Origin of the sequence: Sphingomonas sediminicola, assembly GCF_049991885.1 — a bacterium.
GTDB lineage: Bacteria > Pseudomonadota > Alphaproteobacteria > Sphingomonadales > Sphingomonadaceae > Sphingomicrobium > Sphingomicrobium sediminicola.
This window is the reverse complement of record NZ_CP178916.1, coordinates 869,990-891,175: the sequence shown is the minus strand read 5'-3', so window position 1 is coordinate 891,175 and position 21,186 is coordinate 869,990. Positions and strand designations below refer to the sequence as shown.

Sequence of the window (21,186 nt, the reverse complement as noted above, 5' to 3'; positions counted from 1 at the left end):
CTATCTAGCCGCCTCGCCCTGCAGCAATGCGGGTCGCTCCCCGGTAGCTCAGCGGTAGAGCGTTCGACTGTTAATCGAATGGTCGCCTGTTCGAATCAGGCCCGGGGAGCCATTTTTTCGCGCAAATGCAAACGGAGCGGCCAGGCTTTCGCCCGACCGCTCCGGCGGAGCGCGTTCGTGCCTGGGAAGGCCACCCCGCCCTCTAAAAACGGCTGCTCTTTCCTGCCGCTCCCCGGTGTCCCGTGAAGGGACAAACGAGGCTTTAGCCCTCGATCGCTGCCATCAGGGTAGCGTTGCCGCCTGCTGCGGTGGTGTCGATGCAGGTGACCCGCTCGGTCGCGAAGCGCGCGACGTAATGCGGCCCGCCGGCTTTCGGGCCCGTTCCTGACAAGCCCTCGCCTCCGAAGGGCTGGCTTTCCACCACCGCGCCGATCTGGTTGCGATTTACGTAGAAATTGCCGACGTGGGCATGCGCCTCGACGTAATCGCGCACCGTGTCGATGCGACTCTGAAGCCCGAGGGTCAGTCCGTAGCCGGTCGCATTGATGGCCTCGACGACTTTGTCGAGCTTGTCGCTGGCAAAGCGGATGACGTGAAGGATCGCACCAAAGTTTTCGCGATTCAATTGGCTTAGCGACTGAATCTCATAGAAAGCGGGAGGAACGAACCAACCGTTCGCAGCCTCCTTTGGCGCGTTCAATCGGCAGATCTTTTGCGCATTATTGTCGAGCCACTTGAGGTGGTCATCGAGCACTTTCTTTGCAGCCTCGTCGATCACGGGGCCGACGTCGGTCGTCAGGTCACTCGGGTCACCGACCTTCAGCGCCTCCATCGCGCCGGCGATCATCTCGATCATGCCGTCGGCAACGTCTTCCTGGACGAACAGGACCCGCAGGGCCGAGCAGCGCTGGCCCGCGCTCTGGAATGCCGACGAGATAACGTCGCGAGTCACCTGCTCGGGCAAAGCCGAGCTGTCGACGATCATCGCATTCTGCCCGCCGGTTTCGGCAACGAACGGAATGATCGGGCCATCGCGCTCGGCCAGCGTGCGGTTGATCATCCGCGCGGTCTCGGTCGAGCCGGTGAAGACGACGCCCGAAAGCAGCGGATGAGCAGTCAGCGTTCCGCCGACTACCCTGCCCGAGCCCGGTGCGAGCTGGACGATGTCCTTGGGAATGCCCGCCTGATGCATCAGCTCGATAGCCAATGCGCCAATTAGCGGCGTTTGCCCGGCTGGTTTCGCAATAACCGCGTTACCGGCAGCCAACGGCGCCGACACCAGGCCAGTGAAGATGGCGAGGGGGAAATTCCACGGCGAGATGGCCGCAATCACCCCACGGCCGTGCAAGCGCATTTCGTTCCGCTCTCCAGTGGGACCCGGAAGCGGGAGGGGCCTAGTGAACTGCCGGCGCGCTTCGGACGCGTAGAAGCGCAGGAAGTCGATCGCTTCGCGAACCTCGAGCACCGCGTCGACCAGGGTCTTTCCGGCTTCTCGTGTGCAGAGCGAGAAGAACTCCTCCGCATGCTCTTCGTAAAGATCGGCCGCTCGTTCGAGCAACTTTGCGCGCGCTTCGCCGCCAAGCGCATCCCAGGCGACCTGCGCAGCGTGCCCGGCACGAACCATCCGGTCGACGTCATCGGCCGTCGCTTCAAACGTCATACCTACAGTGATCCGATGGTCGTGCGGCGAGACGATCGGCCTGCCCTCACCTTTTCCAATTCCCGGCTTCGCTGACCAGCTGCGAGCCTCAAGCTTTTTCAGCCGCTGCATCAACGGCTCGCGCACCAATGGGTCGCTGAGGTCGACTCCGGCGCTGTTGCGGCGCCCGTTCCCGAAAAGTTCGCTCGGCAGGATGATATTCGGATTGCGCTTGGGCTGGAGAGCTTCAAGATCTGCAACCGGATCGCGAACCAGGTCGTCGAGACTGACATGCTCGTCCGCGATACGGTTGACGAAGGAGGAATTGGCGCCGTTTTCGAGCAGACGGCGTACAAGATAGGCCAGCAATTCCTTGTGGCTACCGACCGGAGCGTAGATCCGCACCGGCGTCTGCGGGTCGCCGATCGCCTTTTCGAGCTTCGCGACTTCCTCATACAGCCCCTCGCCCATGCCGTGCAGGCGCTGGAACTCGAACGGCGTCTTGCCAGCGAGCGCCTTCACGGCGGCGATGGTGTTGGCGTTGTGCGTGGCGAACGCCGGATAAATCGCATCCTTTGCAGAGAGCAGGATCTTGGCACACGCGAGATAGGAAACGTCGGTCGCAACCTTGCGGGTGAAAACCGGATAGTCCGGCAATCCCGCAACCTGAGCGGCCTTGATCTCCGTGTCCCAGTAGGCACCCTTCACAAGGCGGACCATCAGCTTGCGCCGATGAGCGCGCGCGGCTGAGACCGTCCATTCGCAGAGTGGCAGAGCGCGCTTCTGATACGCCTGAATCGCTACGCCCAGTCCGCCCCAACCATTTGCGAACAGGCTGTCGTTTAAAAGTAGCTGTTCGAGCATGTCCATCTGAAGCTCGAGGCGGTCGGCCTCTTCGGCATCGATCGTCAGGTGGACGTCAGCCTTGCTCGCCTTATGCGCAAGCTCCTGCAGGATCGGCAGGATGAACGCCTTCGCCTCTTCGGCATGGCTCCATTCGTAGCGGGGGTGGAGCGCCGACAGCTTGACGGAAATTCCCGGCGACTTCGCGAAGCCTCCCTTGGCCTCCTTGGCGATACGATCGAGGGCATTGCGGTAAGCGTCCGCGTACCGTTCCGCGTCCGCCATCGTCCGCGCTGCCTCCCCGAGCATGTCGAAACTATGCGTCAGCCCCTGCGACCGTTCGGGTGCGGCCCGGCGAAGCGCCTCGTCGATCGTGCGGCCGAACACGAAATTGCGGCCGAGGATCTTCATCGCCTCCCGGACTGCAGTCCGGACGACCGGCTCGCCAAGCCTGCCAACCGCGCGGCCAAGCGCGGCCTTCCAATTGTCGGAGCGGTCCGACGCGCCTTCCAGCACCTTGCCCGTCAGGAGCAGGGAAAAGGTCGCTGCGTTCACGAAGGAGGAATCCGACTGGCCCAGTTTTTCGGCCCAGTCCGGGCCCGAGAGCTTGTCGGCGATCAACTCGTCGGCGGTGTGTGCATCAGGGATACGCAGCAGCGCCTCGGCAAGGCACATCATCGCGATGCCCTCGTCGCTGCCAAGGTCATAGGCCTGCAGGAAGGCGTCGAGACCCGACGGCTTATGCGAGCGAACGCCCTTCACCAGTGCTCGAGCCGTCGCCGTCGCCTCGCCCAGAGCGGCGCTGTCGAGACGGGCCTGAGCAAGACGTTCACGCGCGACGAATTCCTCGTCGGCCCGATAGGCATGCCTCAGCTGTGAACGGTCAACCTGCGCCGGTTCCGGCATCGCCGTCAGGCCAGCTGGCCGTGACAATGCTTGAACTTCTTGCCCGAGCCGCACGGACAGGGCGAGTTACGGCTGATTGGCTGCTCGACCGTCTCGCCATTCTCACCCTGCGGCAAAGCCGGCTGCGGGATGTTCAGCGACGAAATGCCGAGGCTCGACAGGAGTGATCCTCCGGCATCCACGTCGACAGTATCGTCCTCGCCCGACAACGGGTCGATGTGCTGCGTGATAAAATCGGGAAGCTCGAGCGGCGGCGGTTCCTGGAACTGGACCTGAGCGCGCATGAGCACCCGCGTCACTTCCTCGCGGATCGAGATCAGCAGGCGCTCAAACAGCAGGAAGGCCTCCTGCTTGTATTCGTCGATCGGCTTCTTCTGCGCATAGCTGCGAAGGTGGATGACCGCCCGAAGGGCATCCAGCGTGGCCAGATGCTCTTTCCAGAAGTGGTCGAGGGTCTGGAGAAGGATGTTCTTCTCAACCTGGTTCCAGCGTTCGGGCTCGAGCTCGCTGAGCTTGGTCGCCATTGCGTCGTCTGCGAGCTGCTGGACCCGCTCGATGATCAATTCCTGCTCGACCGCCTCTTCCTCGAGCCAATCGTCGATTGGTGGCTGAAGGCCGAATACGGCTTCGACGCTCTCCTTCAGGCCTTCCTTGTCCCACTGCTCGGGATAAGTGCCCGGCGGACAGAAAGCCGTCACGATCGACGCAACCGTCTCCGCGCGCATGTCGGTGACGACCTCGTTGACGTCCTCCGCATCCATGATGTCCGCGCGCTGCTCGTAAATGACCTTGCGCTGGTCGTTCATCACGTCGTCGAATTCGACGACCTGCTTGCGGATGTCGTAGTTGCGGGCTTCCACCTTCTTCTGCGCCGTCTCGATCGCCTTCGAGATCCACGGGCTGATGATCGCCTCGCCGTCCTCAAGGTTCTTGTTCATCAGCCGCGCGAACATCGTCTGCGGCCCGAAGATGCGCAGGAGGTCATCGTCGAGGCTCAGGTAGAAGCGCGACAGTCCCGGGTCGCCCTGACGGCCTGAACGACCGCGAAGCTGGTTGTCGATGCGCCGGCTCTCGTGGCGCTCAGTTCCGAGAACGAACAGGCCGCCCACGTCGAGCGCTCGCTGTTTCTCCTCGATGATCTCAGCGCGGACTTTCTCGGCCTGCGCCTCATATTCCGGCGTCCCCGCGACGAGATGCGCGAACTCGTCCTGCATCCGGAATTCTAGGTTACCGCCAAGCTGAATGTCCGTTCCGCGGCCGGCCATGTTGGTGGCGATGGTAACCGCTCCCAGGCGACCCGCCTGCGCGACAATATGCGCCTCGCTTTCGTGGAAGCGGGCATTCAGGACAGAATGTTTGATGCCCTCGCGCTCCAAGAATTCCGAGAGCATTTCGGACTTCTCGATGGAGACGGTACCGACCAGCACCGGCTGGCCGATCTCCTGCCGATGTTTGATCTCCTTCGCGATCGCAGCGAACTTGTCGGTGATGTTCTTGTAGAACTCGTCGTCCTCATCGACGCGCTTCACCGGCACGTTGGTCGGGATCGAAACGACATTCATCCGATAGATGTCGAAGAATTCCGGCGCCTCGGTCATTGCCGTGCCGGTCATTCCCGACAGCTTCGGATACATGCGGAAGTAGTTCTGGAAGGTGATCGAAGCGAGCGTCTGATTCTCCGCCTCGATGTTGACGCCTTCCTTCGCCTCGACTGCCTGGTGGAGACCGTCCGACCAGCGGCGTCCATCCATCATGCGGCCGGTGAACTCATCGATGATGACGACCTTCTCGTCCTTCACGATGTAGTCGATGTCCCGCTTGAACATCACGTTCGCCTTCAGCGACTGGTTCAAGTGGTGGACGACCTGCGTGTTGGCGATGTCGTAGAGGTTGCGGCCCTCGATCAGACCCGCCTCCTCGAGCATCCGCTCAGCCTTTTCGGTGCCGTCCTCGGTAAGGACGACGGACTTCTGCTTCTCGTCCTTGTCATAGTCTTCGGCGACTAGGCTCTTCACGATCTTGTCGACGGAGACGTAGAGCTCCGACTTGTCGTCGGTCGGGCCGGAAATGATCAGCGGTGTGCGGGCTTCGTCGATCAGTATCGAGTCCACCTCGTCGACGATCGCGAAGTTAAACGGCCGCTGGACCATCTGCTCCCGCGAATATTTCATATTGTCGCGGAGGTAGTCGAAGCCGAGCTCGTTATTGGTCGCGTAGGTGATGTCGCTTTCGTATGCCTCGCGCCGCTGCTGGTCGGTCAGGTTGGGCACGATCACGCCCACCGTCAGCCCGAGGAAGCGGTAAATCTGACCCATCCAATCCGCGTCGCGGCGGGCGAGATAATCGTTTACCGTGACTACGTGGACGCCCTTGCCGGGTAGCGCATTGAGATAGGTCGCGAGTGTGGCGACGAGCGTCTTTCCTTCGCCCGTCTTCATCTCGGCGATTTCGCCACGGTGAAGCGCGATGCCGCCGATCAACTGGACGTCGTAATGCCGCTGGCCGAGCGTCCGCTTCGCCGCCTCACGAACCGTAGCAAAGGCTTCCGGTAGCAGATCGTCGAGCTTGACTCCATCGGCCAGGCGGCGGCGAAAAACCTCGGTCTGACCGCGAAGCTCATCGTCCGTCATGGCCGAAATCGTGGGCTCGAAACCATTCACGGCATCGACGTATTTTCCGAGGCCTCGGACATAGCGGTCGTTTGCCGATCCGAAGATGCTCTTTGCCAGTGCGGCGATCATGGAAATCCTTTACGTGCCGGGCGCTTGGACGGGCCTGAACGACTGCCCCCACACAGCCGGCAAATTGTGGCGGGCGATGTAGGCAGCGCCCTAAGCGTAGTCAATGAAAGGCAGTCTTAATGGGAGCGCTGGAATGCAGCCTGGCCCAACTGCAAAAAATCGGGCCCGGCAAGCGCGGGCCCGACTAATTCAATGCATTCCGCCGGAAAGACCTAGAGGTTGCCCTCGAGCCACTGCTGGATCTGGCTGCGCGGAGCTGCTCCGACCTTCTGTGCGATCGGCTGACCGTCCTTGAAAAGAAGCATCGTCGGGATGCCGCGAACGCCATAGCGGCCCGGCGTGTCCGGGTTCTCGTCAATATTGATCTTCACGACCGAAACCTTGTCGCCAAGTTCGTTCGAAATCTCCTCGAGCGCCGGAGCGATCATCCGGCACGGGCCGCACCACTCCGCCCAAAAATCCACGAGAACTGGACCCGAAGCACCCAGCACATCGTCCTGGAAGCTCTGGTCGGTGACGGATTTGGTGGCCATTTCAACATGTCTCCGTGACAAAAGTTAACAGGCATATGGGGACTGTGCGCGATAGTCTCAACACTACAGTTCGAAGAGCTGGGGACCGCTCGTGTAGAGCAAGGCGGCGCGTACCTCCCGACCCGGAAAAATGACTCGCAACGCCGCTGTATAGGCGCTCATCTGAGCCTTGTGGGAGGCTGGAATCGCATCGTGCGATTGCGGCACCTTGCCGGTCTTGAAGTCGACAACCGAAATCCGGTGTTCTTCGACCAACAGACGATCGACGGTCCCCGCGACGACCGTCCCGTCAGCGATGGTTGCCGCTATTGGAGCTTCCGCGAGAGATCTTTCGCCAAACAGAGCTGAAAAGCGCGGATCCGACAGGACTTCGCAGACAGTATCCGCGATTTCGCCGCGGGCACCTGCATCCGTCATCCCTGCGCTTCGCTCCAGCCATCGTAGTGCGGCAGCGTGACGCTGTAATCGTTCTACGTCCGCGAGCCGTTCCAGAAGCAGGTGTATCATCGTACCGCGCTCGGCCGCGAGGCGCATGGACTCGCTCGGAGGCGGCAGTGACTCGCGATCCTCGGCAATTGCCGAAGGAGCGAGCGGCTGCGGGGGACGCGCTTCAGGAGGCACGCGTGTCGTCGCCCACGCCGGAATGCTCGGGCGAGCGAGCGCGGCCGACACAGACTTCGCCTTCACTGCGCCTGCCGGGACTCCCCCTGGTAACGAAGTGCAGACCCCCAATGCTCGTCCTCGATCCAGTGGGCGCCTAGCGACACAAGTGCCCGCTCGACGCTCGTATGCCAGGAGTTCTCGGGACGGATTCCGTCCTTTGTCTTCGGCTGCAGGCCAGCGATCACGAGCCGCTCCTCGGCGCGGGTCAGCCCAACATAAAGTAGCCGCCAATGCTCCTCGAGATCCCGCGCTTCCTCTTCGACGATCAGTTCGGAGAAGGGCGAAACGCGTTCCGCTTTGCGGGGCCGAATGAGCGGCACTTCGCCCGCTCCGGCAACGGGGAAATCGAGCGTCCTCGATGTGCCACCAAGCTTTGCCGGGTCGGCGGTAGCGTCGGCGAGGATTACGACGGGGGCTTCCAAGCCCTTGGCGCCGTGCACGGTCATTACTCGAACCGCATTCGCCGGAGCGGAAGGGTCGCGTTTGATTTCGACCTCGCCGCGCGAAAACCACGCCAGGAACCGGTCGAGCGACGCTATTTCCTGATGCTCGAAATCGAGGGCGCTTGCCAGCAGCTCGTCGATGGGGTCGCGAGCAGCCATACCGAGGCGACCATAGAGCTTGCGCCGTCCGTCCATTGGTCCGGAGAGGATGGTCTCCAGAAAGCGGTGGGGCGTCGTAAAGTCGGCCGTCGCAAGGAGTTCGCCGAGCTGGTCCCGGGCCGTCCGGAATTCAGGTTTCAGGTCGGCGCGTTCGCCGAGCCTCTGCCACAGCGATATGCCTCCCCGTCCGTAGGCGAGCTCGAGCAAAAGCTCCTGGCTCCAGCCCATCAGGGGAGAAACCAGCAGGTTCGCGAGGTTCAGGTCGTCCAGCGGCTGTGCAGCGAAGGCGACGGCTGCGAGCAGATCCTTGACGGCCAGCGGCTCCTGGAGATGCAGGCGGTCTATACCCGCTACGGGCACACCTTCTTCGAAAAGGCGCGCGACGATCAGCGAAGCCAGTTCGCCGCGGCTTCGGACTAGAATGAGCACATCGCCGGCGCTCAGCGGTCGTTTCGTAGAGGCAAGGATCGGCGCCTCTTCGATCCAGCGCCGCACTTGCCTGGCCAACGCGCTGGCATACAGGCGGGCCTCCTCGCCGAGCCAGCCTTCCTCCCCGTCCTCACTGTCCTCGACGTTCTCAACCGCGAATGGCTTCCAAAGTTCGACGACACCGGGACGCGCATGAAAATGGGCGCGGTGAAGGTTCGGGTGATCGGGAAGGCCCATGTTTCGGTAGCCAACATCACCGATGACGGCGTCCACAACGTCGAGAACAGCTGGTGCTGACCGATAGCTCGCCTCGATGGAAAGATCGCGAAATTCCAGCGCCGCGCCGGCCCGCGCATCTTCGTCGGCCTCCAGCAGTGCCGCGGACTGCTGCCGAACCCAATCGCGAGCGCGCTTGAACTCCTGGGGGTCCGTACCTTGGAAGCCGAAAATCGCCTGCTTGAAGTCGCCGACCATGAATATGGTCCGACCACGGCTCTCGACCGCTCCCACTCCGGCGAAGAACTCGGCAGCAAGCGCCTGAACGATCTCCCACTGTTCGCGGTTCGTGTCCTGGGACTCGTCGACAAGGATGTGATCGGTTCGCCGGTCGAGCTTGTAGCGAACCCACTCGCCCATCCCCGGCCTGTCGAGCAGCCGCCGCGTCCAAGCGATCAGGTCGTTGAAATCCGCAACTCCGGCGCTTCGCTTCGCCTTCGTGTAAATAGCCGCAAACGCCTGCCCGGCCCGCAGTCCCGCCGCCATTTCGCCAGTCAATCGAACGCCATTCTGCACCGCGAGCAAATCGCCGATCAGGGTCGCGAGGCGGCCCGCATGATCCTCATAGGCCGGCTCCACTTTCGTCTGGCCCGTCGAGACACGTGGGGTACCCTTGTCCGTGAGGACGACTTTGCGAAGTTTCTGCAGTCCTGCCGCCCGCTCGATCGGCGTCAGTTCGAGCCAGTCTTCGATGGCTTGGGCATAGGTGAGGCCGCTTTGCGCGCCCCACCTGCGGTTGGCATCGGCAATTGCTTCGAGAAGGTCGCAATCGAAGCGATCCTCATGGCAATGGTTAGCAAGAAAGTCCTCAACCGAGCTGTCTGGCAGGTCCATCAGATGCCGAAGCGCGGGTTCGATTTTCTCCGGTGATCCGAGCGCGGCCATCGCGTCCGGCGATTGGGCGCAGAGCATCAAATATTTGACGGCCCCTTCCTCGCCTAGACGGAGGCTGAGGCACTGGACGTCGGCAATTAGCTGCTCGTCGCGGCGAGATTCGGCGTCGGCAAGCAAGCCAGCCAAGGTTGTCTTCGCCAACTCTTGCTCCGCACGGCCCTCGATCGGCTTGAAGCCGGGCGTTATTCCCGCTTCTGCCGGGAATGCGGATAGAAGCGTCTGGGCAAAGCTATGGATCGTCTGGATGCGCAGGCCGCCCGGAGCCTCCAAAACCTTGGCGAACAGACGCCGCGCTCGCTGAAGCGCGGCCGGATCGTTCGGGCCGCGCAGAGCGTAGAGTTCCTTGCGAAGCTGAGCATCCGACAAGCGTACCCAGGCCGCCAGACGCGCACCGATGCGGTTCGCCATCTCCGCCGCACCTGCCTTCGTGAAGGTCAGGCAAAGGATCGATTCTGGATCGGCCCCGTTCATGAGCAGGCTGAGCACTCGACCGGTCAGGACCTGCGTCTTACCCGAGCCTGCCGATGCCGACACCGAGGCATGGACGTTCGGATCGACCGCCGCGGCCTGCGCTCCCTCGAGAATTGGAAGAGGCTTGAAGCGTTTTCCCATCAGCCTTCCGCTTCCATTGTCGGCTCGTCGAACATAGATGTGCGCGGAAGAAAGGCATTCAGGGGTTCGAGATGGCCGACAGCAACGACAGGGATGACGCCAGCGAGCAGCGCAGGTCGAAGCTCGTGAAAGCCGGCGTCGCGGTCGGGATCGGATCGGCCGCCATCGTCGCCGCGCTCCTCTACGCTTCCAAGATCAAGAAGAAGCCGCGCCGATAGCGTCATTTGCGGCCGTACCATTCTTCGAGCCGCATCAGCTGGTCGTAATCGCCATAAGGAGCGTAGGCCGGGTTCAGCTTAGCGGTGAACGGCTCCACGCCGGTCAGCCACTTTCGCGCGGCCTCGCTGAAGTTGCGGTGGGCATGCTCCAGGAACCCGTCCGGACCCATCTTCTTGTCCGGGCGGACGCATTTGCCGAACTGGTCGCCGTATTTGCTGAGCGACCAATATTCGTGAGTTCGCGCGTGGCCGGATATGCCTTCGAACCCTCCGGCCTCCGCGATTAGGCCAAGTAGCCCCAGCTGCAGAGAGAAGCCGGCCTCGACGGCCTTCTGCGCGGGCGCCTTGCCGGTCTTGTAATCGACAATTGCGAGCGCCCCGTCCGGCAACCGGTCGATGCGGTCGGCCTTGCCGTGAAGCAGGACTCCATCGAGCTTAACCTCGCCCCTTTTCTCCGCCGCTATCGGAAGGCGGCCCAGCGCCTGGTTCGTAACCTCCTGCTCTTCAATCCACCGGATCGCCTCCATAAGGCGCGGCTGCCATAGGGCGCGGAGCATCGGATGAATGGTCTCGCTCGCGAGAAGAGACCGCGCGCGGTCGACTAGCTTTGCAGGGTCGCAACCCTCGTCGCGAAGCCAAGCCTCGAGAACCTCGTGAACTGCGGTTCCCTTCCAAGCGGCACTGTGGTCGGCATCGACCGGATCGAGACGGCGCAATCCCAGGACCGCCTGCGCATAAAATGCGAACGGATCAGCCTTCAGCCTGTCGACGGACGTGACCGAGATCTTCGTTGGCCGCTGTTCACGCGGCGGCTTCGGCGCCGGACGGTCGACGGGCCGCGGAGCTCCGGGGTCGTCCAGTGCGAGCGCAAGGCGCTCCAGCCTCGTGTCGCGCACAAGGCCACCGGTCATGGCCTGAAGCCTGAGCCACAGACGCGACGCGATCGTCGGCGAACGGCTGTCACGGCGCGCCCGGGTAATGCGCACGTGTGGCGCTCCCAGTGCGCTGGCAAAGTCGTGCGCCGAAAGCCCGACCCGGAACTCGAGGTTCGGCAACCCGAGATTTGCGCGAATTCTGGGTGCGAGCCAGGGATCAGGCGAGGGAAGCGACGGCCATACGCCTTCGTTCAGTCCACCCAAGATCATCAGGTCCGCCTGTTGAAGACGGGCTTCAAGCAATCCCCAGATGAAGACCCGGGGGTGTCCACCGTAAGGTGGTCGGATGCGAATGCCGTCGAGCAGCTGCCCAATGATCGGGACAGCGTCCTCGGAAGCAATCGCCAGGTCTGAATCAGGAAGGGACTGGATTCGGGCGAAGAGATCGGCCGCGGAGCGACCATCCAACCCGGCCCAAACCCGATCACCCGCAAGCTGCTTGGCGGCCCCAGCTATTCCAGAGGCAAGGTCCGAAAGCGTGACCGCGAACTTCAGGCCTTCGAGCTTGCCCAAATGAGGGCGGATGCGCTGCCACGCCTTCACGCAGCCTCGAACCTCCTTCTCCTGTCGCGCGAAATGCTCGTCGAGCCCTTCTAGCCCACTCGCCGGCCTCGGACCGCGCAATGCGCGATCGAGCACGCGAACATCGTCGACCCATTTGCGGCGAGCTTCGCCCTCACCGCCTACCAGCGGATGCTTGAGCAGGGCGAGCAAGGCCACCGGTGCCAGGTCCTCAGCCGCCGCCGACGCAATAGCGAGCAACAAGGTCCCCGGCGGAAGCTGCGAAAGCGCACGCCCCGCGCTGTCGTCAGCATCGATCCCCCAACGGCGGAGAAGCGCCGAGACTCGCTGCGCCAATAGCCTGTCTGGAGTTACTAGCGCTGCAGTGCGGCCCGAAGTTTCCAGCGCCTCGCGAATTGCCAGCGCTATTGCCTGCGCCTCTGCCGCCGGATCGGGTAATTCCGCGGACTTGATGCCTGTCAATCGGCGCTCAGCCGGCTTGAGCCCATTCCACTTGTCGCTGAAATCCGCGGCGGTCATCGCATGCGAGACCGCGCGAGTGCGAACGGCCGGTGATGCCGCCCTTCCCGATGACGGCCACAATAGGACCTCTCCTCGCGCGACGCCAATTCGGTCGAGCAAGACCTTCAGATGAAATTGGGGGTGGGTTTCCTCGGTGCGGCCCCGGTCGTCCGGGCCAAGCGCATCCCACTCTTCGTCGGACATTGACCCGGCTAGGCTGAGGCCCGGAAGAACGACCATCCCTTCCGGCATTCGAGCGACCCGCGCCAAGACCGCTGCGATCGCGGGAGCAGCCGTCGTAATGCCCGCTGCGACGGTGAAGCCGGTTGGCGGTTTTTCAGCCCAGCGGTCGGAAGTGCGTCGAAGCAGGCGATTGCGGCGATCGGTCAGATCGATACGTCCTCGCTCGGCGAGGATCGCTGGCCACCGTTCGAGCACCGCCCGGAATCGCTCCAGCGCCTTCTCCCAATGGGCGGCGAGCTCCGGCGCATCCGCGACGGCGTCGGCGAGCCTTGCGGGATCGACCTCCTCGATGATCAAGGCGTCGATGGTTCGGGCCAGCTCGGAAGCGAGGCGCATCGCTTCGGCGGCGGACTCGTCGGGTCCGCGCACCAATGCCGCGAGCATCGCCATTCGCTCCAACGGCTCGATCGCAGGCGGCACGGGCTCCTCGTCACCAGCGGGATCGAGCGCGCCGCCGATCCGCTCGTCCAGCTCCGGATCACCGATGGGGATCAGGCGGGGCAACAAGAGGCCGGATCCGCTCGCCCGAACGAACGCATCGGTGATCGTCCTGACAGCACGGTTGTTCGGAAGGAGGATCCGGCCCGAAGCCAGCCGAAGTGGGTCGTCCCCGAATTTCGCGATCAGGCCCGCCGCAAGCGAATCCGCGAACGAGCGATGCGTCGGTATGCTGTAAACGGCAGGGCGCGCAGCGCGGCCGTCAGACATTCTGCAAGAAAGCTTCGGTTTCACCGATGGACTTCGGTGTTCCGACGTCGAACCACAGGCCTTGGTGGACCGCTCCGAAGCAGCGGCCCGCCTCGATCGCACGATCCCAGAATACATTCGTTGAGAAAGCTCCGTCGGGCGCGTCCTTTAGGAGCGCCTTCGACACGATTTGAATCCCGGTGAACACGAACGGGGCAACACGCGACTTCTCGCGGCGCCGGAGGCGCCCGGTCCGGTCCATGTGGAAATCGCCCAAGCCGCGATGATTTTGGGCTCGCGCGTGCGGCACGAGCAACAGAAGCGCGTCCATCCGCGCGCTATCCCAGTGAGAAGCCAGCAGCTTGAGCGTATCGGCCGGCCCATCGACCCACAGGTTATCGCTGTTGACTACCAGGAACGGGTCGTCGTGAATCAGCGGAGCCGCCTTCACCATTCCACCCCCGGTCTCGAGCAGCAGGCCTCGCTCATCGGAAATGGTGACGTTCAGGTCCTGCGCCTTGGCCGCGAGATGCGCTTCGATCGAACCGGGAAGATAATGAACGTTGACGACGATGTTCTCGACACCCGCTGCCCGAAGCCGGTCCAGCACATGATCGATCAGCGGCTTGCCCGCGACCTCGATGAGCGGCTTGGGCCGAGTGGCGGTCAGCGGGCGCATTCTCTTGCCGAGGCCAGCGGCCATCACCATCGCTGTCTTGGGCACATCCGCCGCGACTTCGGCGCGGAGCCTTAGTGCACGGCGTGCAGCGGTCATGCGGCTTCTTTCCACGGGGCCACGCGATAGTCCGCGCCGACATTGGCATCGAACCATTCGCGAACCGGCTCCAGGCCGGGCTGCGAGAGATCGCGTTCGAGCAAACCCCACATCCGCGGCTGGAAATGCGTATAGTGCGGCTTGTTGTCGCGCTTCCAGAGGCGGGTGAAGACACCAAGGATGCGCGTGTTGCGCTGCGCGGCCAGCGTCCAATAAGCTCGCTCGAAATCCTGCCCGTTGCCGGTTGCCTCAATGTAGCGGTCGAGCATCGCTCGCTCGATTTCCTGCGGAACATCGCGTCGGGCATCTTCGAGTACGGACGCAAGGTCGTAGGCGGGATGGCCCGCGAGAGCGTCTTGGAAATCAAGCAGACCAAAATGGGCCACACCCTCGCGGCCTTCCACCAGCATCACGTTCTCGGCATGGTAGTCGCGAAGGACGGTAACTGGTGCCAAACCATCGTTCGCAACCGGCTCGAGCACCTTCGTCCAGGCGTCCCGGTATGCCCCGGCATCAACGGACAATCCTACCGCCGGACAATACCAATCGGTGAATAGCTTCAGTTCTTCCAGCCACTGTTCGAGACCGTGCGGCGGCAGGCCCGGCATCGGCTCATGCCGGTGGAGGTGGATGAGAACGTCGGTCGCGAGCTCGTAAAGCTCGCGCTCGCGCGACGGTTCGCTGTCGAGATATTCCCGCAACCGCCAATCGCCGAAGTCGCCGAGCAGAAGTAGTCCCCGTTCAATGTCCCGAGCCAGGATTTCCGGCGCTGTAAGGCCCTTCTCGGCAAGCCACTCGGCAACGGCGACGAACGGCCGGACATCCTCACGCTCGGGCGGCGCGTCCATCAGCACGGCCGAGCGATCGCCCTGGACTATCCGAAAGTAGCGGCGGAACGATGCGTCGCCTGCGAGCGGCAGGATTTCGGCTCCCGCCCATCCGCAGGAAGCGAGGAATGCGGGCGCGTGGGGCGGCGGAATCATTGAGGAGGCCATCGCGACTGCCATGAAGGCGGGACTTTCGCTGTCAAGCGCCTCGCGTTGCCTTCAGCAAATTCCAAGGTGAGTCCAAGGGCTTGCGGCCACGCCTGATCGCCCGCTTTTTCCGGCCATTCGATTAGTAGAACGCCGTCTGCCGCCGCTTCGAGGCCGAGCTCTTCCAACTCACCGACATCGTTTATCCGAAACAGGTCGACGTGCCAGACGGGCGGTTCGAGGTCCTCATAGGGCTGAACGATCGCGAAGCTCGGGCTCGGCGCCTCGCCCTCATGACCAAGCGCACCGAGGAAGCCTCGTGCCAGCGCAGTTTTCCCCACACCGAGTGGCCCAGACATTGTGATCACGTCCCCGGCTCGCGCGGCACGGGCAAGCAGCCTCCCCAAAGCTTCGGTCGCTTGTTCATCCGCAAGATTCATTTGCTTCCGCGCGGGATGGTCAGGGTCACGGTCGTCCCCTTCCCCTTCTTCGATTCCAGCTCGACATGACCACTGTGTGCCTCGATGAACTGCCGCGTCAGTGGAAGGCCAAGGCCAAGCGCAGCCTCGCCGCGGACACCAGTCTCGTTGATCCGGTCAAAACGTTCGAAGACACGCGGCAGGTCCTGCTTGGAGATACCGATACCGTTGTCGACGATCCGGATCACGGCCTGTTCGTCATCGCCCGATGCTTCAATCCGAATGCGACCCTTCTTGTCGGTGTAAGCGATGGCATTCGTAAGCACGTGCTCGATCGATTCCCTGAGGCGTCGGACGTCACCGAACGCAAACCCCGTGCTGGGCGCAATGTCGACTTCCAGCTTTTGGTCCTTTTCGATCGCTCTCGGCTGGACCGTGTCGACCGCCATCCGGCACAATCCCGACAGGTCCACTCGCTCGCGCTCCAAAGCGATCCCGCTCGCCGTTCCCTGAGTTAGCGCGAGGACGTCGTCGATCAGCTTCGAAAGGCGGTCCACCGCTTCGAGGATGGCACTCACGTAATCGGCTGCCGCCGGAGCCAGCTTGCCCGCATAACCACCAGCCAGCATCTCGGCGAATCCGCCGATCGAAGTCAGAGGGGTCCGCAGCTCATAACTGACATTAGCGACGAAGTCGGTCTTTACCCGATCGGCTTGCTCTAGCGCGGTCGCGCGTTCGCGCAGCGCCTCCTGAATGCGCGTCGAGTCCGTCACATCGACCATCGTGAAGAGCGCATTTCCGTCTGGCAGCGGTACCGCCGCGAATTCGAAATGCCTGCCGTCCGTCAGCGAAATGTGGCCACTCGCGGGCTGGCGCTCATTCGTCGTGTGCCGCACCATCTCGCGAATCTGGGCGGCAGCGGTCGGATTGACGAGTTTCCGAGCCATCGCCGGCACCAGCTCGTCGACACGCGGGTGTTCGGTCAGCCGTTCTTCCTCAAGATCCCAGACGTCGCGGAACCTCTTGTTCCATAGGTAGAGACGGCCGTCGCTAGCGAAGACGCTGATGGCCTCGAACAAATTGTCGAATGTCGCAGCGCGAACCCGCAACAAGGTATCGCGCGCGGACGCAAGCCTAACCTGCTCTGTGCGGTCCTCCAGGAACATGCGAAGGCCGCCGTCGGGAAGCGGCTGAGCGACCATTCTCAGGTGATCGCCGTCGGCGAGAATCCAGTCCTCCTCGATGACCTCCTGAGGACTGGTGAACCACTCGCGTTTCTCGGCCTTCCACACGGGAAAGTCGCGGACCTCCGGAAGGCGGTTGCGCTCCCGCATCCGCTCCAGGACGCGATCAAATTCGGGCGCTTCCGCAAGCCATTCCGGATCAAGCTGCGCCATGACTGCAAAAGGCTGGTTGAAGAAACTGACATTGCGATCGGCGTCGAACTGGACCGTGCCCGCGGTCATGCGGTCGGCCAGGTCACGCTGAGATTGCACGTGGCGGGATAGCTCCGAGCGGGCGTCTTCCAATTCCTGGATATCGATCGCGAAGCCGGCGACCGCGCCTGTCGTCAGCGGCACGTTCACAATGCGCATCACGCGCCGCTCGCCACGAATTGTTGCAGGCTGGATGCGTGTCTGGAGCCTGCCGGATTCGAGCGCCGCCTCCGCCGAAGCCCGCGCGCTATCCTGTCCGCTTGCATCGACCAGCTCGATCGACCGGGAAATGACGTCCGAGGCATCGCGTGCTTCCACAGCCTCGACAAAGGCGCGATTGACAAGGCCGAGCCGTAAATCGGGGCCGCGGTACCACATTGGAAATGGGGCGGCCTCGATCAGGTGAGTGAGCGAATCGAACGCTGCTTCGGTCTGCCGGATGCGAAGTGACAACTTCGACCGTTCCGCCTCCGCTGCGCTGGTATCGGAGAACCAGAGAAGGATGGTGCCCGCGGGCTCATGGGCCGGAGCAGGACCGCCACGCACATCGAACACGCGGTCCGATCCGGAGGCCCTCACCTGGCGCTGTATCGACGTTCCTGAGAGGGCCGAAGCGTCCACTGCAGACTTCAGCGCGGCCAAGTCCTCGTCGATCAGTCCTTGATCGTCGCCGCCAAGATCAGCCCATCGCGTAACGGAGCGCTCCAACCCGAGTTCTCTCAGGAGGCGTTGATCCGCTTCGAGCGATCCGTCCGGTCGAACGAGAAGCGGTCGCGCTGGCGCAACGTCGAGAAGAGCCGCCATCGACGTGGCAGCGTCAATGACTGCCCCAGCTTCCCGCATTCGGCGCACGGCAAGCACGAGCAAAGCGGCTGCGATCGCGAGCCAAAGACCCGCAATCACCAATGCCAGCCATGCTGAGCCCCCCAGCTCGCCCATTCGTCTCCCTACTTCGCGAAGCGATCATGACTTTAGTCGCTGAGCTACGCTTGCAAAGGATAGAAAGCGCCCCGTCGCAACCATCGGAGCAAAATAAAAAAAGACGGGCGGGATTTCTCCCGCCCGTCGAGTTGTTCGCTTGGACCGATCTTAGAAGATCTTGGCCTGCGCGTTCACGAAGAACGTACGTCCGCGCATGTCGAAGCCCGACTGCAGCGGAACGTTCGAGATCGTGTTCACGAACGGATCCTCGGCGGTGATCTTCGGCGGCTTCTTGTCGAAGATGTTCCGAATACCGAGCGTCAGGCTGTAGCGGTTCGACGGCTCAAAGCGGATCGTGGCCGTGTGCAGCCAGTAGTCCGGCATCGAGAAGTCGTAGACAGCCGGATCGTAACCCAAGTCCTCGGTGAGGAACCGGTCGTCCGTTCCCTTGATGTAGTCGACGCCCCAGCGCGCGTACCACGAGCCCCAATCGTAACCGATGTGAGCAGTGCCCGCCCACTTCGGATTGCCGATCGAGCCGGCGTAATCGACCGCTTCCGAGTCCGGGTCGGTCTGGTTCACGCGGTCGATAATCTTGATCGCCTGGACGCCGATGTCGAGCTTACCTGGGCCCAACTCGCGATCGTAACGGAGCACGAAGTCAATGCCCTTCACGATATCGGTCGCGATGTTGATGTAGGTCTGCACGACCGACAGCGCTCCCGTACCCGGTCCCGTGTAAGGCGCGCGGGTCACGAACTGACAGTATTCCGGGTGAGTGCCGTTGTAGCAGCCACGGGTCAGGGTACCCGCACCGAGCTGCGACACACCGCCGTTGATCTCGACACGGAAGTAATCGATCGCCAGCGAGAGGTTACCGAAGTCCGGACCAAGGGTCGGCTGGAGAACCCCGCCGAAGGTCAGGTTCTTCGACGTCTCGGCCGACAGACCAGCTTCCGCACCACCACGCTGGAAGACAGTGACGCTTCCGTTGTTGATGAAGTTGTTCGGAAGCCCCTGAGCCAGACAGTTCGCCCGGATGGTCGGGTTGGTGACGTTGAACAAGCTGGTGCAAGGATCCGTGCTTTGCGCCGACAGGAAGCCCGTCGTCGATCCCAGGAACTGCTCGAACAATGCCGGAGCGCGGTACGACGTTCCGTAGCTGCCGCGGAACGACAGCCAGCGGGTCGGCGAGTAGAGACCGCCGATCTTGTAGGTCTCGTCCGAACCGTACGACTTATAATCCGTGTAGCGGCCCGAAGCGTTGAGCGTCAGAGCCTCGGCGAACGGTACGTTCTTGAGGATCGGGAACTCAAGCTCGGTGAACGCTTCCCAGACACTGTCCGAACCACGGGTGATCGGAGCGGACGAGAAGTTGTACAGGTTGTTCCGCTGCGCGTCTTCCGACGGGACGTCGTTGATGCTCGACTTGCGGTACTCCATGCCGACAACCATCTGCGCGTCGCCGCCCGGGAGGCGGAACAGCGGACCGTCGAGGGTGAGGTTGGCAGTCCATTCGCGGAACGCCGTGTGGCCGACGACATCGTCCGTCACATAGTCGAACCACGCAGGCGCAGCCGTGCGAGCCTGACCACCGATGATCGCGCCGCTGATTGGCGGAGCGGCAACGCAGCCACCCTGAGTGTTGCGGCAGACGAAAGTGCCGGGGGTTGCACCCGGGACCACGTCGAGGCTGCGCTGTAGACGGTCGGCAAGGATCTGCTCGAAGCTGTACGTACCGTCCGGCCAGCTCTTCGCTGCGTAGAGGTCGTAGCGCCACGTCGGCAGGAACGGCAGGTCGCCACGGAAACCGCCGGACATCTTGACGAAGTCCTGGGTCTGGCTGCTGTCGTAGATGCCGTAGTCGGCGAACACGCGAACACCGATGTTCGAAGCCGTGCTGACGCGCCTCGGAATGCTGGTGAATAGACCGCCATTCGAAGCAAGGAGCAGCGGGCTGTTGACCGGATAGTCCAGCGTGAACTGACGCTGGCCGTTCTGCTGCGACTTACGACGGGTTGCGAGCAGCTCGAAGTAGAGCTGGCCGTTGCCGAAGAAGTCGGTGTCGTACGTGCCGGTCAGGTAGCCGGTGTAGTTCCGCGTCGGCGAAATGATGTCCTGCTGGAGCATCGACGGCGCGAAGGTGTCACGAACGTTCAGGTTCGTACCGAAGCCGGCGCCAGTGGTGTAGTTGTACAGAAGGCCACCAACGCACTCGAAGCCCGGCAGGGTCGTTCCGACCTTGGCCGGATTCGGACGCCAACGGTTACAATAAAGGTAGTAACCCGGAGGTGCCGTCTCGAAGCCCGGGGCGAGGTCAGCCGGGTTATTCGTGAAGTAGAAACCGGTGCCGATCGTGTTGACCGTCACACCACCCTCTTCAAGCGGCCAGCACTTGTTCGAGTCGTTCACGCCGAGCGGGCTCAGGCGGCGCTGCTGCGGGCAGCGGGCCCAAGGCTGGTCGCCCTGCGTGATGCGGTTACGGTCGAACAGCTCAAGCGATCCGAGAATCGAGAAGCGCTCGCCCGACGTACCGGCGGTGATCGCGTAACGCTGCGTCGTGCCGGCGCCGATTTCCGGAGCGCCAACCGAGACTTCCGCGGCGATGCCGTTGAACTTGCTGAGCGTGACGATATTGACGACGCCCGCGACTGCGTCCGAACCGTAAATCGACGACGCACCGGTGTTCAGAACCTCGATACGGTCGAGAATGGCGTTCGGAAGGACGTTCAAGTCGGCCGCGCCAACCTGACCGCGCGTACCGGCCGGAGCAATGCGGCGACCGTTGAGCAGGATCAGCGTGCGGGTCGGGCCAAGGCCGCGCAGCGACAGCGTGTTGACGCCCGGACCACCCTCGACGACGAAGCCGCCGAACGTGTCGTTGATCTGGCCCGTGCCGCCGGTGACGCCGACGCTCTGAAGAACTTCAGCCGTCGAGTTGAAACCTGCGTCGACCGCAGCCTGACGGTTGATGATGGTGACCGGATCAGCGGTATTGAAGCGGTCGCGGCGGATGCGCGAACCGACAACGACGACGCCGCCTTCTTCACCAGCCGGGGTCGCAACTGCGCCCTGCTGGATGGCTTCGCCCGCCGGAGTGTCGGCGGCCGGGCAATTTGCCTTCGGATCCCGCTGGTCGGCTGGTGCCTGGCACGGGTCACGATCCGGATTGACCGGATCCGGTGTCTGCGCGTTCGCAGGCGTCGCAACCGCGAGCGCTGCGAAGGACGCAGACGTCAGAAACGCATAGGAAAGTGAGCGCATGGCTATTTCGATCCCCTCGGAGGTGGTGATTGGTTCCCCGATGGGTGACTTACGAAACCGGTAACGAAAAGAAAGTGAAGAGCGCGCCAGTCTCAATTTCCGCGGGCGGTTGTAGCATTAATGCAACATGACTGTACGAGCCGGTAAACGCGA

12 protein-coding genes and 1 tRNA gene are annotated in these 21,186 nt (G+C 62.8%); 2 read left to right on the top strand and 11 right to left on the bottom strand.

Annotated elements, in window-relative coordinates; all coding sequences use genetic code 11:
- Nucleotides 1–37: 37 nt before the first annotated feature.
- A tRNA-Asn gene (locus tag ACMC5O_RS04700) sits at nucleotides 38–112 on the top strand.
- A 150-nt stretch (nucleotides 113–262) separates the two neighbouring features.
- Here ACMC5O_RS04700 and putA read toward each other — a convergent pair.
- From putA to ACMC5O_RS04675, 5 genes are all read right to left on the bottom strand, one after another.
- Nucleotides 263–3,388 carry a bifunctional proline dehydrogenase/L-glutamate gamma-semialdehyde dehydrogenase PutA gene (gene putA / locus ACMC5O_RS04695; RefSeq protein ID WP_426693512.1) on the bottom strand — a complete coding sequence of 1,042 codons (3,126 nt, stop codon included), beginning with the start codon at nucleotides 3,386–3,388 and terminating at the stop codon, nucleotides 263–265.
- Nucleotides 3,389–3,393: 5 nt separating this feature from the next.
- Nucleotides 3,394–6,129, bottom strand: a complete 2,736-nt coding sequence (secA, locus tag ACMC5O_RS04690; protein ID WP_187709705.1) for a preprotein translocase subunit SecA — start codon at nucleotides 6,127–6,129, stop codon at nucleotides 3,394–3,396.
- Nucleotides 6,130–6,341: 212 nt separating this feature from the next.
- Entirely contained in the window at nucleotides 6,342–6,662 is a 321-nt protein-coding gene (gene trxA / locus ACMC5O_RS04685; RefSeq protein ID WP_187709706.1) for a thioredoxin, read from the bottom strand.
- A 63-nt stretch (nucleotides 6,663–6,725) separates the two neighbouring features.
- On the bottom strand, nucleotides 6,726–7,349 hold the full coding sequence (locus ACMC5O_RS04680; RefSeq protein WP_426693338.1) for a PD-(D/E)XK nuclease family protein: 624 nt from the start codon (nucleotides 7,347–7,349) through the stop codon (nucleotides 6,726–6,728).
- Nucleotides 7,346–10,138, bottom strand: a complete 2,793-nt coding sequence (locus ACMC5O_RS04675; RefSeq protein ID WP_426693337.1) for a UvrD-helicase domain-containing protein — start codon at nucleotides 10,136–10,138, stop codon at nucleotides 7,346–7,348. Before ACMC5O_RS04675 ends, ACMC5O_RS04680 begins: the two co-directional genes overlap by 4 nt.
- 71 nt (nucleotides 10,139–10,209) lie before the next feature.
- Between ACMC5O_RS04675 and ACMC5O_RS04670 the strand changes: the two genes are divergently transcribed.
- Nucleotides 10,210–10,356: a hypothetical protein gene (locus ACMC5O_RS04670; RefSeq protein WP_246444534.1), complete on the top strand. Its 147-nt coding sequence runs from the start codon at nucleotides 10,210–10,212 to the stop codon at nucleotides 10,354–10,356.
- A gap of 2 nt (nucleotides 10,357–10,358) precedes the next feature.
- On the opposite strand, the gene addB is transcribed toward ACMC5O_RS04670, so the two are convergent.
- From addB to ACMC5O_RS04640, 6 genes are all read right to left on the bottom strand, one after another.
- Nucleotides 10,359–13,265: a double-strand break repair protein AddB gene (addB, locus tag ACMC5O_RS04665; RefSeq protein ID WP_426693336.1), complete on the bottom strand. Its 2,907-nt coding sequence runs from the start codon at nucleotides 13,263–13,265 to the stop codon at nucleotides 10,359–10,361.
- Nucleotides 13,258–14,019, bottom strand: coding sequence for a nucleotidyltransferase family protein (locus ACMC5O_RS04660; RefSeq protein WP_187709708.1), 762 nt, complete (start codon nucleotides 14,017–14,019; stop codon nucleotides 13,258–13,260). Before ACMC5O_RS04660 ends, addB begins: the two co-directional genes overlap by 8 nt.
- Nucleotides 14,016–15,002, bottom strand: coding sequence for an aminoglycoside phosphotransferase family protein (locus ACMC5O_RS04655; protein WP_187709709.1), 987 nt, complete (start codon nucleotides 15,000–15,002; stop codon nucleotides 14,016–14,018). The genes ACMC5O_RS04660 and ACMC5O_RS04655 overlap by 4 nt, the downstream gene beginning before the upstream one ends.
- Complete coding sequence (tsaE, locus tag ACMC5O_RS04650; protein ID WP_187709710.1) at nucleotides 14,999–15,433, bottom strand: tRNA (adenosine(37)-N6)-threonylcarbamoyltransferase complex ATPase subunit type 1 TsaE; 435 nt, start codon at nucleotides 15,431–15,433, stop codon at nucleotides 14,999–15,001. Before tsaE ends, ACMC5O_RS04655 begins: the two co-directional genes overlap by 4 nt.
- Entirely contained in the window at nucleotides 15,430–17,787 is a 2,358-nt protein-coding gene (locus ACMC5O_RS04645; RefSeq protein WP_187709711.1) for a PAS domain-containing sensor histidine kinase, read from the bottom strand. Before ACMC5O_RS04645 ends, tsaE begins: the two co-directional genes overlap by 4 nt.
- A gap of 150 nt (nucleotides 17,788–17,937) precedes the next feature.
- On the bottom strand, nucleotides 17,938–21,033 hold the full coding sequence (locus ACMC5O_RS04640) for a TonB-dependent receptor domain-containing protein (protein WP_187709712.1): 3,096 nt from the start codon (nucleotides 21,031–21,033) through the stop codon (nucleotides 17,938–17,940).
- Nucleotides 21,034–21,186: the final 153 nt, after the last annotated feature.

What these genes read in the sequence shown, in the direction of transcription:
- trxA (WP_187709706.1), bottom strand. Translation starts at nt 6,662, where the DNA reads ATGGCCACCAAATCCGTCACCGACCAGAGCTTCCAGGACGATGTGCTG.
- putA (WP_426693512.1), bottom strand. Translation starts at nt 3,388, where the DNA reads ATGCCGGAACCGGCGCAGGTTGACCGTTCACAGCTGAGGCATGCCTAT.
- ACMC5O_RS04660 (WP_187709708.1), bottom strand. Translation starts at nt 14,019, where the DNA reads ATGACCGCTGCACGCCGTGCACTAAGGCTCCGCGCCGAAGTCGCGGCG.
- ACMC5O_RS04655 (WP_187709709.1), bottom strand. Translation starts at nt 15,002, where the DNA reads ATGATTCCGCCGCCCCACGCGCCCGCATTCCTCGCTTCCTGCGGATGG.
- tsaE (WP_187709710.1), bottom strand. Translation starts at nt 15,433, where the DNA reads ATGAATCTTGCGGATGAACAAGCGACCGAAGCTTTGGGGAGGCTGCTT.
- secA (WP_187709705.1), bottom strand. Translation starts at nt 6,129, where the DNA reads ATGATCGCCGCACTGGCAAAGAGCATCTTCGGATCGGCAAACGACCGC.
- ACMC5O_RS04640 (WP_187709712.1), bottom strand. Translation starts at nt 21,033, where the DNA reads ATGCGCTCACTTTCCTATGCGTTTCTGACGTCTGCGTCCTTCGCAGCG.
- ACMC5O_RS04670 (WP_246444534.1), top strand. Translation starts at nt 10,210, where the DNA reads ATGGCCGACAGCAACGACAGGGATGACGCCAGCGAGCAGCGCAGGTCG.
- ACMC5O_RS04645 (WP_187709711.1), bottom strand. Translation starts at nt 17,787, where the DNA reads ATGGGCGAGCTGGGGGGCTCAGCATGGCTGGCATTGGTGATTGCGGGT.
- ACMC5O_RS04675 (WP_426693337.1), bottom strand. Translation starts at nt 10,138, where the DNA reads ATGGGAAAACGCTTCAAGCCTCTTCCAATTCTCGAGGGAGCGCAGGCC.
- addB (WP_426693336.1), bottom strand. Translation starts at nt 13,265, where the DNA reads ATGTCTGACGGCCGCGCTGCGCGCCCTGCCGTTTACAGCATACCGACG.